At 74.2% G+C, this 14,108-nt stretch carries 11 protein-coding genes; 6 read left to right on the plus strand and 5 right to left on the minus strand.

The features are described from left to right. Positions 1-81 precede the first annotated feature (81 nt). A complete protein-coding gene (hrpA, locus tag MY526_RS05185; RefSeq protein WP_436703402.1) occupies positions 82-4,098 on the plus strand; it encodes an ATP-dependent RNA helicase HrpA in 4,017 nt (1,338 codons plus the stop codon). A gap of 69 nt (positions 4,099-4,167) precedes the next feature. Here hrpA and MY526_RS05190 read toward each other — a convergent pair whose 3' ends face one another. After that, on the minus strand, positions 4,168-4,554 hold the full coding sequence (locus MY526_RS05190; RefSeq protein ID WP_436690212.1) for a hypothetical protein: 387 nt from the start codon (positions 4,552-4,554) through the stop codon (positions 4,168-4,170). Positions 4,555-4,738: 184 nt separating this feature from the next. On the opposite strand from MY526_RS05190, the gene MY526_RS05195 reads away from it, so the two are divergent. The 5 genes from MY526_RS05195 (at position 4,739) to MY526_RS05215 (ending at position 9,994) form a co-directional block, all read left to right on the plus strand. Next, positions 4,739-4,903 (plus strand): hypothetical protein, encoded by a 165-nt coding sequence (locus MY526_RS05195; RefSeq protein WP_436690210.1) that lies wholly within the window; start codon positions 4,739-4,741, stop codon positions 4,901-4,903. A gap of 14 nt (positions 4,904-4,917) precedes the next feature. Beyond that, positions 4,918-6,270 (plus strand): cytochrome P450, encoded by a 1,353-nt coding sequence (locus tag MY526_RS05200; RefSeq protein WP_436703403.1) that lies wholly within the window; start codon positions 4,918-4,920, stop codon positions 6,268-6,270. 111 nt (positions 6,271-6,381) lie between these two features. Continuing rightward, entirely contained in the window at positions 6,382-8,667 is a 2,286-nt protein-coding gene (locus MY526_RS05205) for a xanthine dehydrogenase family protein molybdopterin-binding subunit (RefSeq protein ID WP_436703404.1), read from the plus strand. Continuing rightward, positions 8,664-9,167 carry a (2Fe-2S)-binding protein gene (locus MY526_RS05210; protein ID WP_436690204.1) on the plus strand — a complete coding sequence of 168 codons (504 nt, stop codon included), beginning with the start codon at positions 8,664-8,666 and terminating at the stop codon, positions 9,165-9,167. Before MY526_RS05205 ends, MY526_RS05210 begins: the two co-directional genes overlap by 4 nt. Continuing rightward, the gene (locus MY526_RS05215) at positions 9,164-9,994 is read left to right on the plus strand and encodes an FAD binding domain-containing protein (protein WP_436690202.1); all 831 of its coding nucleotides are present in this window, start codon (positions 9,164-9,166) and stop codon (positions 9,992-9,994) included. The genes MY526_RS05210 and MY526_RS05215 overlap by 4 nt, the downstream gene beginning before the upstream one ends. Before the next feature lie 64 nt (positions 9,995-10,058). On the opposite strand, the gene MY526_RS05220 is transcribed toward MY526_RS05215, so the two are convergent. The 4 genes from MY526_RS05220 to MY526_RS05235 all read right to left on the minus strand — a co-directional run bounded on the left by MY526_RS05220 (position 10,059) and on the right by MY526_RS05235 (position 14,105). After that, positions 10,059-11,402 (minus strand): sulfate adenylyltransferase subunit 1, encoded by a 1,344-nt coding sequence (locus MY526_RS05220; RefSeq protein WP_436690200.1) that lies wholly within the window; start codon positions 11,400-11,402, stop codon positions 10,059-10,061. Further along, a complete protein-coding gene (cysD, locus tag MY526_RS05225) occupies positions 11,402-12,310 on the minus strand; it encodes a sulfate adenylyltransferase subunit CysD (RefSeq protein WP_436690198.1) in 909 nt (302 codons plus the stop codon). Before cysD ends, MY526_RS05220 begins: the two co-directional genes overlap by 1 nt. Positions 12,311-12,660: 350 nt before the next feature. After that, positions 12,661-13,395 (minus strand): inositol monophosphatase family protein, encoded by a 735-nt coding sequence (locus tag MY526_RS05230; RefSeq protein WP_436690196.1) that lies wholly within the window; start codon positions 13,393-13,395, stop codon positions 12,661-12,663. Beyond that, positions 13,392-14,105 carry a PaaI family thioesterase gene (locus tag MY526_RS05235; protein WP_436690194.1) on the minus strand — a complete coding sequence of 238 codons (714 nt, stop codon included), beginning with the start codon at positions 14,103-14,105 and terminating at the stop codon, positions 13,392-13,394. The genes MY526_RS05230 and MY526_RS05235 overlap by 4 nt, the downstream gene beginning before the upstream one ends. Positions 14,106-14,108: the final 3 nt, after the last annotated feature.

Raw genomic sequence — 14,108 nt, forward strand, 5'->3', positions numbered from 1 at the left:
ACACCGGTACCCGCCGCCGCGGCGCCCACCCCCCACACACCGCCGACGTCCCCGGCGGCCCCCCGACTTAGGAGCCCGACCGTGAGCACCCCGCCCGACGACCTGCGGACGAGGCTGGCCGGGCTCACCCTCGAGGACGAGCACCGCCTGCGCCGCCGCCTGGACGGCACCCGCCGGACGCAGGACGCCGAGGCGCGGGCGCGGCAGCGGGCCCGGATCGCCGCCGACGTGACGGCCGCCGAGGAGCGGATCGCCCGCCGGCGTGCCGCCGTCCCGCCGGTCACCTACCCTGCCGAGCTGCCGGTCAGTGCGCGGCGGGAGGACATCGCCGCGGCCCTGCGCGAGTCCCAGGTGGTCGTCGTCGCCGGCGAGACCGGGTCGGGCAAGACCACCCAGCTGCCCAAGATCGCCCTCGAGCTCGGCCGTGGCGTGCGCGGGCGGATCGGGCACACCCAGCCGCGGCGGATCGCCGCGCGCACCGTCGCCGAGCGGATCGCCGAGGAGCTGGACCGCCCGCTGGGCGACGTCGTCGGCTGGAAGGTGCGCTTCACCGACCAGGTCAGCGACACCACGCTGGTCAAGGTCATGACCGACGGCGTCCTGCTGGCCGAGATCGGCCGCGACCGGCTGCTGCGCCAGTACGACACGCTGATCATCGACGAGGCGCACGAGCGCAGCCTCAACATCGACTTCCTGCTCGGCTACCTGGCCCAGCTCCTGCCCCGTCGGCCGGACCTCAAGCTGATCATCACCTCGGCGACGATCGACGTCGAGCGGATCGCGAAACACTTCGCAGGACTCGGCGAACAGGGGAAGAGCACCGGCCTGGAGGGCCGAAGTGGCCACGATGGCCCCTCCGGAGCCTCGGGCGGCGCCGAGGTGCCGGTCGTCGAGGTCAGCGGGCGCACCTATCCGGTCGAGGTCCGCTACCGGCCGGTCGTCGACCCCGACGCCCCCGACGGCGACCCGGCCGCCGACCCCGACCGCGACCAGGTCAGCGCGATCGCCGACGCCGTCGACGAGCTGGTCGCCGAGGGCCCCGGCGACGTGCTGGTGTTCCTCGCCGGCGAGCGGGAGATCCGCGACACCGCCGACGTCCTCACCGAGCGCTTCCCGTCGGTCGAGGTCGTGCCGCTCTACTCGCGGCTGTCCGCCGCCGACCAGCACCGGGTGTTCGCGCCGCACACCGGACGCCGGGTCGTGCTGGCCACCAACGTCGCCGAGACCTCCCTGACCGTTCCCGGCATCCGCTACGTCGTCGATCCCGGCACGGCGCGGATCTCCCGGTACAGCGCACGGCTGAAGGTGCAGCGGCTGCCCATCGAGCCGATCAGCCAGGCCTCGGCGCGCCAGCGCTCGGGCCGGTGCGGGCGCACCTCCGACGGCATCGCCATCCGCCTCTACACCGAGGAGGACTTCGAGGGCCGGCCGGAGTACACCGACCCGGAGATCCTGCGCACCAGCCTGGCCTCGGTGCTGCTGCAGATGGCCGCGATGGACCTCGGCGACGTCGCCGACTTCCCGTTCATCGACCCGCCGGACCGCCGCGCCGTCGCCGACGGCGTGGCCCTGCTCGAGGAGCTCGGCGCCCTCGAGGGGGACGGCCGGCTGACCCCGACCGGCCGCTCGCTGGCCGCGCTGCCGCTGGACCCGCGGATGGCCCGCATGGTGGTCGAGGCCGACCGGCGGGGCGTCCTCGAGGAGGTCCTGGTCATCGCCGCCGGGCTGACCATCCAGGACCCCCGCGAGCGGCCCACCGAGCACCAGCAGGCCGCCGACCAGTCGCACGCCCGCTTCGCCGACGAGAACTCCGACTTCCTGGCGCTGCTCAACCTCTGGCGGTACCTCGGCGAGCAGCAGGAGGCGCTGTCGGGCAGCCAGTTCCGTCGCACGATCAAGCGGGAGTTCCTCCACTACCTCCGCATCCGCGAGTGGCAGGACCTCTACGGCCAGCTGCGCAGCACCGCCCGGCGCCTGGGCATGCAGGTCGGCGAGCTCGCCGCCGAACCGGACGAGCGCGGCATCCACACCGCGCTGCTGGCCGGGCTGCTGTCGCACGTCGGGCTCCAGGTGGAGGACACCAAGAACACCCGCGGCCGCGGCCGGGAGTACCTCGGCGCCCGCAACGCCCGCTTCGTGATCGCGCCGGGGACGCCGCTGGCCAGGAAGCCGCCGCGCTGGGTGGTGGCCGCCGAGCTGGTCGAGACCAGCCGGCTGTTCGCGCGCACCGTGGCCCGCATCGACCCCGAGGTCGTCGAGCGGCTGGCCGCCCACCTGGTGAAGAAGCAGCACTCCGAACCGCGCTGGGACGCCAAGCGCGGCTCGGTCGTGGCCACCGAGCGGGTCACTCTGTACGGCATCCCGCTGGTCGTCGGCCGGCGCGTGCAGTACGGCTCGATCGACCCGGTCGTCTCCCGCGAGCTGTTCATCCGGCACGCGCTCGTGCAGGGGGAGTGGACGACGCACCACCGGTTCTGGACCGACAACCAGAAGGCGATCAAGAGGGTCGCCGACCTCGAGGAGCGGGCCCGCCGCCGCGACATCCAGGTGGACGACGAGACGCTGTTCGAGCTCTACGACGAGCGCATCCCGGCCGACGTCGTCTCCACCCGGCACTTCGACAAGTGGTGGAAGGCCGCGCGCCGGGCGACGCCCGACCTGCTCACCTTCACCCCCGAGATGCTCACGAACGCCGCGGCGGCCGGGCAGGTGCGGGCGGAGGACTTCCCGGACGAGGTGCCGCTCGCCCACGGGCTCACCCTGCCGCTGTCCTACGCGTTCGCGCCGGGCACCCCCCAGGACGGCGTCACCGTCGACGTCCCCCTGGCCGTGCTCGACGCCGTCGCCGAGCGGACGTCGGGGGAGTCGCTCGCCTTCACCGTCCCCGGACTGCAGGAGGAGCTGGTCACGGCGCTGCTGCGCACCCTGCCCAAGCAGCTGCGCCGGGCGCTCGTGCCGATCCCGGACCGGGTCCGGGAGGTGCTGCCGCGGATCGCGCCGACCGAACCCCTGCTGCCCGCGCTCGAACGCGAGCTGCGCCGGTCGGCCGCGGTGACGATCCCGCACGACGCGTGGGCGCCGGACCAGGTGCCCGACCACCTGCGGGCCACGTTCCGGGTCGTCGACGACCGGCACCGGCTGCTGGCGACCGGCAAGGACCTCCAGGCGCTGCGCCGCGAGGTCGCCCCGCAGAGCCGGGCCAGCCTGGCCGCGGCGGCGTCGGACGTCGAGCGCACCGGGCTGACCGCGTGGACGTTCGGCACCCTGCCGCGCACCGTCGAGGTCCGCCGCGGCGGGCACGTCGTTCCCGCCTTCCCGGCACTGGTCGACGAGGGCGCCACGGTGGGGATCCGGGTGGTGGCCACCGAGGTGGAGGCCACCCGGCTGACCTGGCGCGGCGCGCGCCGGCTGCTGGTGCTGGTCGCCGGCTCCTCGGGCCGGCAGGTGGTGAAGTCGCTGTCGCCCCGCAGCCGGCTGGCCCTCCAGTTCAACCCGGACGGCGAGATCCCGGCCCTGGTCGACGACTGCGTCGACGCGGCCGCCGACGAGCTGCTCGCCGCCGCCGGTGGCCCGCCCCGGGACGAGGCGGCCTTCGCCGCGCTGGTCGAGACCGCCCGGAGCCAGCTGCTGCCGCTCACCGCGGACACCGCGCGCCGGGTGGAGGCCGTGCTCACCCAGGCGCGCGAGGTGGCCGTGGCGATCGGTGCGGCTCCCGGTCGGCGGGTGCCGGAGGCAGCGATCGCCGACCTGCGCCGCCAGATGGGCGGCCTCCTGCACCGCGGCTTCGTGGCCGCCGCGGGACGCCGTCGGCTGCCGGACCTCGTGCGCTATCTGAAGGCGATGGCGTACCGGCTGGAGAAGCTGCCGGCCAACGCGGTGCGCGACGAGCTGTGGATGGCCCAGGTCGCCGCGGTCACCGCCGAGTACGAGCAGCTGCGCGGCCAGGTGCCGTCGACCGGCGCGCCCGACGACCCGGTGGCGCGGGTGCGTTGGATGGTCGAGGAGCTCCGGGTCGGGCTGTTCGCCCAGGCCATCGGCACGCCGCGGGCCATCTCCGAGCAGCGCGTGTACAAGGCGATCGACGCGCTCACTGCCTGAAGCGAGGCAAAGGAAGCTTCACCTACGTCCTGGGCGCCAGAACGTGGGTATTGGTTCCTATGCCTCAGCTCAGGCGCGGGACTGGGCGCGCTCGCGCAGCAGCGCCGAGATGCGCTGCCGGGTGACGCCGAACAGCGCGGCGATCCGGTTGATGCTCACCTGCTCGGACTGGAGGGCGTGCGCCTGCTCGCGGCGCCATGCACCCCCCGCGGTGGCCAGCGCCGCCATCACGGCGCTGATCTGCTCCACGACCAGCGGCCGGGACTCGGCGGTGACGATCTGCAGCCACGGCTGCCCCGTGCGGCGCGCGGTCAGCAGCTTCCGGGCCCGGGTGCGGGCCGCCTCGAGCTCGGCGAGGCAGGTGTCGAGCACGGTCAGCAGGTCGGCGAGGGCCTGCTCGGCCGGGTCCGGGCCGTCGGTGGGGACGGCGTCCTGCACGGCGAGCTCGGTCGTCAACAGGGGCCTCCGCCCGTTCCGCACCCACCTCGATGGTGGGCAACTCTGTTGACCACTATCCACTGTCAGGCGGGTTGCACGCAAGGGGTGTTGCCGTGCCGCCGGTGACGAGACGGCGTTTGCCGGGGCGGGCTCGCGGGGAGGTGGCGGAGGGCCCTGACGACGTCGACCGAGGGAGCAGGACATGAGCGAGCCGACCGGCCACACGGAGAGCGCGGGCGAGGGTCTGTCCGACGAGGAGATGATCGCCACCGTCGCCGAGCAGACCGACAGCGCCTCGGAGAACGCGGACGCCGCGGGCAAGGACTGGGACGGCGACCCGAGCGCGGCGCCCGACCCGAACGCCTGACCCCAGGGGTGCGGGTGTTCTCCCCGGCCGCGGTCCGGGTGCGGCGGACCGCTCCGTCCGCGGCGCTCGGGCCGGCCCGCACCGTCGCGCGCTGGGCGGTCCGGCACGGGGTGCCCGCCGTCCTGCTGCACCGCGCCGCCGGTCGCGGCGACCCGCTCGCCCGGCTGCTGCGCGACCCCGCGCTGCGCGAGGAGCCGTACGCGGTGCACGAGCAGCTGCGCGCCCGGGGCCCGCTGGTGTCCAGCGCCCTGGGTCCGGTCACCACGTCGCACCCGGTGGCCCAGGAGGTGCTGCGATCGGACCGCTTCGGCGTCGGCTTCGACTGGTCGTCGGCGCCCCGGGCGCTGCGCTGGGCGCTCGACTTCGGGAACGACCCGGCCGCCACCGGCGTCGCCGAACCGCCGTCCATGCTCGTGGTGGACCCGCCCGACCACACCCGGTACCGACGACTGGTCAGCCGCGCGTTCACCCCGCGGGCGACGGCGGCCGCGGAACCGGTGGTCCGGCGGACCGCCGAGGCCCTCCTCGACGACCTGGCGGCCCGCGCCGGCCGCGGCGAGGCGGTCGACCTCGTCGCGGCCTACGCCGAGCCGCTGCCGGTGCGGGTCATCGCCGGCCTGCTCGGCGTCCCGGCCGACCGCGAGGAGGACTTCCTGCGCTGGGGCGGTGCGGCGGCGGCCACGCTGGACCTCGGGCTGCCGTTCCGCCGCTCCCTGGCCGCCGACCGGGCGCTGCGCGCGCTGCACGGCTACCTCCGCGAGCACTTCGCCCGGTTGCGCCGCGACCCGGGCGAGGACCTGGTCAGCCGGCTGGTGACCGCCACGGGGGACGACGCCCTCAGCGACCGCGAGCTGCACGCCACGGTGATGCTGCTGCTGGGCGCGGGCTTCGAGACGACGGTGAACCTGCTCGGCAACGCCGTCGTCCTGCTCGACCGCCACCCCGACCAGTGGCGGGCCCTGGCCGCCGACCCGGCCGGCTGGCCCGGCGCCGTCGAGGAGGTGCTCCGGTACGACAGCCCGGTCCAGGTCACCGGGCGGACGGTGCGGGTCGACACCGAGCTCGCCGGGCGGGCGCTCCCGGCCGGATCCAGGGTGACCCTCCTGCTCGGAGCGGCCAACCGGGACCCCGACGTCTTCCCCGACCCTGCCCGGTTCGACGTCACCCGCGCCAACGCCCGCGACCACCTCGCCTTCTCCGCCGGCATCCACTACTGCCTCGGCGCCGGCCTGGCCCGGCTGGAGGGCGTGGTCGGCCTGCAGGCCCTCACCGAGCGCTTCCCGCACCTGCGCGTGGCCGGCCGCCCGGTGCGCCGGGACCTGCAGACGCTGCGCGGCTTCGACCACCTACCGGTGACCCTGCGGTGACGCTGACGTGCGCCCGGCCTGGGCGATTTCCGCAGGACGGTAGGGGCTTGGCGGACACCTGTCCGGCCGTGGATAGTGACCGCGGTCTCTCGCCCGACGGAAAGTGAGCGCATGAGCATCCTCGGTACCCGCGTGGTCCGCACGGAGGACCCGCTGTTCCTGACGCGTGGTGCGACCTACACCGACGACCTGGTCGATGACCGGCTCACCGGTGCGCTGCACGCCACCTTCGTCCGCTCGCAGGTCGCCCACGGCCGGCTGCTGTCGGTCGACGCCTCCGCCGCCCACGAGGCGCCCGGGGTCGTCGCCGTCTACACGGCCCAGGACTGCACGGACCTGACCCCGATCCCCGCCGGCCTGCCGATGGTCCCGCCCGCCATGCAGCGGCCCTGGCTGGCCACGGACAAGGTGCGGTTCGTCGGCGACATCATCGCCGTCGTCCTCACCGAGGACCGCTACCAGGGCGAGGACGCCGCCGAGCTGGTCTCGGTCGACATCGACCCCCTGCCGGCCGTGGTCACCACGGCCGACTCGGCCAGGGACGAGGTGCTCCTCTTCGAGGAGGCCGGCACCAACGTGATGGCCACCTTCGGCGAGCCGGCCCCGGCGAACTTCTTCGACGGCTGCGAGGTCGTCGTCACGCAGGCGGTGGTCAACCAGCGCGTGGCCCCGGTGCCGCTGGAGACCCGGGCCGCCGCCGCGGCCTGGGGCGAGGACGGCCGGGTCACGATCTGGTGCACCAACCAGGGCGCGCAGCAGGCCAAGGGCGAGATCGCCGGCTGGCTGGGCGTCGACCCCGCGCTGGTGCACCTGGTGACGCCGGACGTCGGCGGCGGGTTCGGCGCGAAGATCGGTGCCGACCCGGAGTACGCGTTCGTCGCCTGGCTGGCGCAGAAGTCCGGGCGCCCGGTGCGCTGGACGGAGAACCGCTCGGAGAACCTGCTCGGCATGCTGCACGGCCGCGGCCAGGACCAGGTGGTCACCGTCGGCGGCCGCCGTGACGGCACCATCGAGGCCTACGGCCTGGTCGTCGACCAGGACTGCGGCGCCTACCCGCGGGTCGGGATCGTCCTGCCGACCCTGACGATGATGATGGCCTCGGCCGTCTACGCCTTCCCGAAGGTGCACGCGCAGGCCCGGGCGCTGGCCACCAACACCACCTCGATCGGGGCCTACCGAGGAGCCGGCCGCCCCGAGGCGACGGCCGCGGTGGAGCGGGGGATCGACCTGTTCGCCGCCGAGATCGGGATGGACCCGGCCGAGGTTCGCCGGAAGAACCTGATCCCGTCCTTCCACGAGCCGCACACGACCGCGTCGGGCGCCACCTACGACTCCGGCGAGTACGTCGCGGCGCTGGACAAGGCGCTGGAGGCGGCCGGGTACCAGGAGCTGCGGGCCGAGCAGGCTCGGCGCCGGGAGAGCGGCGACGTCAAGCAGCTGGGCATCGGGCTGTCGGTGTACGTGGAGATCACCGGGGCCGACACCGGCCTGGGCGCCGCGGAGTCCGCGGAGCTCGAGGTGCACGCCGACGGGACGGCGACCGTGCTCACCGGCACCTCGCCGCACGGCCAGGGCCACGCGACGGCGTGGGCGATGCTCGCCAGTGACCAGCTCGGCATCCCGGTCGAGAAGATCACCGTGCTGCACGGCGACACCGACCGCATCCCGCGCGGCGGCGGCACGATGGGATCGCGCAGCCTCCAGCAGGGCGGTGCCGCGGTGCACCAGGCGGCGACCGAGCTCGTCGAGCTGGCCCGCCAGCGCGCCGCCGAGCAGCTGGAGGCCGACGCGGCCGACCTCGAGGTCGACCTCACCTCCGCCGGCCTGGCGGTGCGGGGCACCCCGGGCTCCGGCATCACCTTCGCCCAGCTCGCCGAGCGGGAGCCCCTGGTCGTCCAGACCCGCTTCGAGGCGGCCGCCCCGACCTTCCCCTTCGGCGCGCACGTGGCCGTGGTGGAGGTCGACACCGAGTCCGGCAAGGCCGAGCTGCAGCGGCTGGTGGCCGTCGACGACGCGGGCATCATCGTCAACCCGCTGCTGGCCGAGGGGCAGCGGCACGGCGGCTTCGCCCAGGGCGTGGCGCAGGCGCTGCTGGAGGAGGTCCTCTACGACTCCGACGGCAACCCGCAGACCTCGACGCTGGCCGACTACCCGTTCGTCTCGGCGACCGAGCTGCCCAGCTTCGAGCTGGTCGACATGGCCACGCCCACGCCGATCAACCCCCTCGGTGCCAAGGGGATCGGCGAGGCGGGGACGATCGGTTCCACCCCGGCCGTCCACAACGCCGTCATCGACGCCGTCTCGCACCTCGGCGTCCGGCACATCGACATGCCCACCACGCCCATGAAGGTGTGGCGGGCCATCCAGCAGGCCCAGCAGGGAGGCAGCAACGCATGAAGGTCTCGATGACCGTCAACGGCCAGCAGCGCACGGACGAGGTGGAACCCCGGCTGCTGCTGGCGCACTACCTCCGCGACGTCTGCGGGCTGAAGGCCACCAACATCGGCTGCGACACCACCTCGTGCGGGGCGTGCACCGTCGTCGTCGACGGCCTGACCGTCAAGTCGTGCACGGTGCTGGCGGTGCAGTCCGAGGGCGCCTCGGTGACGACCATGGAGGGCCTGGCCGGGCCGGACGGCGAGCTGCACCCCATGCAGAAGGCGTTCCGCGAGGAGCACGGCCTGCAGTGCGGGTTCTGCACGCCGGGCATGGTCATGGCCGCGATCGGCGTGCTGGCCGACAACCCCGACCCCAGCGACCGCGAGGTCCGTGAGGGGCTGGAGGGCAACCTCTGCCGGTGCACCGGCTACCACAACATCGTCCGCGCCGTCCGGTCCGCTGCCCAGGCCGGCCCCGCCGCCGGTCAGGTGCCGCAGTCGCAGGAGGTCGCGCGATGATCCCGGGGCCGTTCGAGTACGTGCGGGCGACGTCGGTCGAGGAGGCGATCGCGGCCCTCGTCGAGCACGGGGACGAGGCCAAGGTCATGGCCGGCGGGCACTCGCTGCTGCCGATCATGAAGCTGCGGCTGGCCATGCCCGCAGTGGTCATCGACATCAGCCGGATCCCGGGGCTGTCCTACGTCCGGGTCGACGGCGACGAGGTGGCCATCGGCGCGGGCACCCGGCACCACGAGCTGGAGAAGGACGAGGTCGCGAAGGCCGAGGTGCCGATCCTGCCGTACACCGCCAGCCAGGTCGGCGACCCGCAGGTGCGCCACCGCGGCACGATCGGCGGCACGGTCGCGCACAGCGACCCGGCGTCCGACCTGCCCACGGCGCTGCTCGCGCTGGGCGGCACCGTGGTCGCGCAGGGCCCGAACGGGCGCCGGAGCATCCCGCTGACCGAGTTCTGGCAGGGCTTCTTCGAGACGGCGCTGGCCGAGGACGAGCTGATCGTCGAGGTCCGCGTGCCGCGCACCGGGTCGGCCGGCTGGGCCTACGAGAAGTTCACCCGCCGGGCCAACGACTGGCCGATCGTCGCCGCCGCCGCGGTGGACGGCCGGGTGGCGCTGGCCAACATGGCCGGGACGGTCGTGCGGGCCACCGCGACGGAGGAGGCCCTCGCGCGGGGCGCCTCCGTCGAGGAGGCCGCGGCGCTGGCCGACGAGGGCACCTCGCCGGGCGCGGACATGCACGCCGACCAGGAGTACCGCCGGCACCTCGCCCGGCTGCTCACCCGGCGGGCGCTGGAGAAGGCGGCCGGCGGAGCCGCAGCCGCCGCCTGAACCGCTGAACGACCGACGCCGGGAGCCCCACGGGATCCCGGCGTCGGTCGTCGTGGGGTGGGACCTAGCCGGCGGGGGTGAGCATCCCGGCGCCGACGGTGGCGTTGGTGGCCTCGTCGACCAGGATGAACCGCCCGGTGACCCGGTTGCGCACGTAGTCGTCCACGAACAGCGGCTGGGTGGTGCGCAGCCGCACCCGGCCGATGTCGTTGAGCCCGAGCTCGGTCGCCTCGCGGTCGCGGTGCAGGGAGTTCACGTCGAGCCGGTAGGCCAGCTCCTTGACCATCGCCCGGACGCTGCGGGTCGTGTGCTTGACCGCGATCCGCTGACGCGGGCGCAGCGGCTCCTCGGCCATCCAACAGACCAGCGCGTCGAGGTCCTGGGTGACGTGCGGGGAGTTCTCCGGGCGGCAGATCAGGTCGCCTCGCGAGATGTCGAGGTCGTCGGTCAGCCGCACGGTCACCGCCATGGGCGCGAACGCCTCGTCGAGCGGACCGCGGGGGCCGTCGATCGCGGCGATCGTCGTCGTCAGGCCGCTGGGCAGCACCTGGACCTCGTCGCCCGGCTTCAGAACGCCGCTGGCGACGGTGCCCGCGTAGCCGCGGTAGTCGTGGTACGCGTCGGACTGCGGCCGGATCACGTACTGCACCGGGAAGCGGACGTCGGTGAGGTTGCGGTCGCTGGCCACGTGCACGTGCTCGAGGTGGTGCAGCAGCGTCGGGCCCTCGTACCAGGGCGTGTTCGGGGAGTGCTTGACGACGTTGTCGCCGTGCAGGGCGGAGATCGGGACGACGGTCAGGTCGGGGACGCTCAGCTTCGCGGCGAAGGCGCTGAACTCGTCGGCGATGGCGTCGAAGACCGACTCCGACCAGTCGACGAGGTCCATCTTGTTGACCGCGACCACCAGGTGCGGCACCCGAAGCAGCGAGGCGAGGAAGGCGTGCCGGCGGCTCTGCTCGAGCATCCCCTTGCGGGCGTCGACGAGCACGATGGCCAGATCCGCGGTCGAGGCGCCGGTGACCATGTTCCGCGTGTACTGCACGTGGCCGGGGGTGTCGGCCAGGATGAACGTGCGCCGCGGCGTGGAGAAGTACCGGTAGGCGACGTCGATGGTGATGCCCTGCTCGCGCTCGGCGCGCAGGCCGTCGGTGAGCAGCGCGAGGTCGACGAAGTCGCCCTTGCTGGCGCGGGCCACCGCCTCGTACTGGTCCTCGAAGATCGCCTTGCTGTCGTAGAGCAGCCGGCCGATCAGCGTGCTCTTGCCGTCGTCCACCGACCCGGCGGTCGCGATGCGCAGGATGTCCTTGCGCGCGGTGGCGAGCTCCGCGGCGTGCTCGGCGACGGGCGAGTGGAGGTCGACGGCGCCGTCCTCGTCCAGGGGCAGGGTGGTGTCCGACTGCGCGGCCATCAGAAGTAGCCCTCCTTCTTCCGGTCCTCCATGGCGGCGTCGCTGACCTTGTCGTCGCCGCGGGTCGCGCCGCGCTCGGTCATCCGGGTCACCGCGATCTCGGCGATGACCTCCTCGACCGTGGTCGCCTCCGACCGCACGGCCGCGGTCAGGTTCGCGTCGCCCACGGTGCGGTAGCGGACGACCGCGGAGAACGGCTGCTCGCCGTCGCGGGGCCGGATGAACTCGTTGACCGCGTAGAGCATCCCCTGCCGCTCCACGACCTCCCGCTCCTGCGCGAGGTACAGCGCGGGGATGGCGATCTGCTCACGGGCGATGTACTGCCAGATGTCCAGCTCGGTCCAGTTCGACAGCGGGAACACCCGGATCGACTCGCCGAGGTGGATCCGGCCGTTGTAGATGTCCCAGAGCTCGGGCCGCTGGTTCTTCGGATCCCACTGGCCGAACTCGTCGCGGAAGGAGAACACCCGCTCCTTGGCCCGCGCCTTGTCCTCGTCGCGGCGGGCGCCCCCGAACAGCGCGGTGAAGCCGTGCTCCTCGACCGCGTCGAGCAGCACCGGGGTCTGGATGCGGTTGCGGGAGCCGTTGGGCTCCTCCTTGACCGTGCCGGCCGCGATCGCGTCGGGCACCGAGGCGACGATCAGCTCCACGCCCAACTCGGCGACCCGCTTGTCGCGGAACTCCAGCACGTCGGGGAAGTTCAGCCCGGTGTCGACGTGCATCACCGGGAACGGGATGCGGGCCGGCGCGAAGGCCTTGCGGGCCAGCTCCAGCATCACGATCGAGTCCTTGCCGCCGGAGAAGAGCAGGACCGGTCGCTCCAGCTCGGCGGCCACCTCACGGATCACGTGGATGGACTCGGCCTCCAGTGTCTCCAACTGGGAGAGCCGGTAGTCGGGAGTGGTCACGCGTCCTCCTCGCTGACGCTCGTCGGGCGCGTGCCCAGGGGTGCTGCGCTCATCGGTGAGCTCGCGAGCTCGCTCACGCGTCCTCCTCGCTGACGCTCGTCGGGCGCGTGCCCAGGGGTGCTGCGCTCATCGGTGAGCTCGCGAGCTCGCTCACGCGTCCTCCTCGCTGACGCTCGTCGGGCGCGTGCCCAGGGGTGCTGCGCTCATCGGTGAGCTCGCGAGCTCGCTCACGTGGCATGACTCCAGAGCGTCGGGGGGCGGGGCTCGAACCAGCACCAACCGCACCGGTCCGGGGGGAATTCCCCTCCAGTGTCCGCCATCGCCCCGCGCGCTCGCGTGTGACCCCCGACTCACCCACCCGGGCGGACGGCGTCCAGCAGCTGCTCGGCGAGCTCCGGGCGGCAGACCAGCAGGTCGGGCAGGTACGGGTCGGGGTCGTTGTAGCGCAGCGGGGAGCCGTCCAGCCGGACGGCGGTCAGCCCGGCGGCCCGGGCGACGGCGACCGGTGCGGCCGAGTCCCACTGGTACATGCCGCCGGCGTGCACGTAGGCGTCCACCTCGCCCCGGGTCACGGCGGTCACCTTGTAGCCGGCCGATCCCATCGGCACCAGGTCTGCGTCCAGCGCGGCCGCGGCGGTGTCGGCGACCGCGGGCGGGCGGGTGCGGCTCACCGCGATCCGCAGCCGTCCGCCCCCCGGGGCTGGCACGTCCGGCGCCGGGTCGGTGACCAGGACCTCGCCCAGCGCCGGCAGCGCCACGGCGGCCGCGGTGAGCTCACCGCCGGACCACAGCGCCACGTGCACCGCCCAGTCCGGCCGGTCCTCGCCGTACTCCCGGGTGCCGTCGAGCGGGTCGACGATCCACACCCGCTCGGCGGTCAGGCGGGCCGGGTCGTCGACCGCCTCCTCGCTGAACACGGCGTCGTCGGGGCATCGTTCCGCGAGCAGCCCGCTGATCGCGGCCTGCGCGGCGGCGTCCCCCGCGTCGCCGAGCGGGCGCCCGGTGAGCTGCCCCTCGGCGCGCAGCCGCAGGAGCGCCGCCGCGGCGGCGCGGGCGGTCTCCGCGGCGACCTCGACGTCCCTCACGGCTGGTCCGACAGGGCCGTGGCGTCGGTCGGCCGTCCCGGCGGGGCCGGCCGGCCGGAGGCGTCGGTGATCGACCCGAAGTAGTCGGCGTGCAGCTCCTCGCGGGGCATGACGAACACCCCCCGGGCGGTCACCAGCGTCCGGTCGGGGGCCTGGGCGGTCGCGATCTCACCGGTGACGACGCACCGGCGGCCGGCCGCCTCGGTGACGCGGGAGCGCAGCAGCAGGGGGGTGGACAGGGGCACCGGGCGACGGTAGTCCAGCTCCAGGTGGACGGTCATGCCCCACAGGCCGGCGGCGATGGCGGCCGAGCCGAGCAGCTGGTCCATGAGCAGGCTGCTGATGCCCCCGTGCACGTACCCGGGCGGGCCCTCGTAGGCCATCCCCAAGGTGGCCTCGGCGGCCACGCCGTCCGCCGTCCGCCGGATGACCAGCGGCGGCGCCAGGGCGCTCCCGACGCCGCTCACCGGGTTGTAGACCCGGCGGAAGACCAGCGGGTCGTCGAGGACCGGCAGTTGGGTCGGCGGACGCCGGCCCGCGGCCAGCCTGGTGGTCGCGGCCCGCGCCTCGGCGGCGGCCGCGCGCAGCTCCCCGGCCGGGACGGTGGTGCGCACGGAGGCGTCGACGAGGTCCCGGAGGGCGCCGCCGAGCTCAGCGACCGCGGCCATCAGGTCGGCGTCGTAGGGCTGCCCGCCCTCGTCGGTGTGCACGCC

Source organism: Geodermatophilus sp. CPCC 205761 (assembly GCF_051383655.1).
GTDB lineage: Bacteria > Actinomycetota > Actinomycetes > Mycobacteriales > Geodermatophilaceae > Geodermatophilus.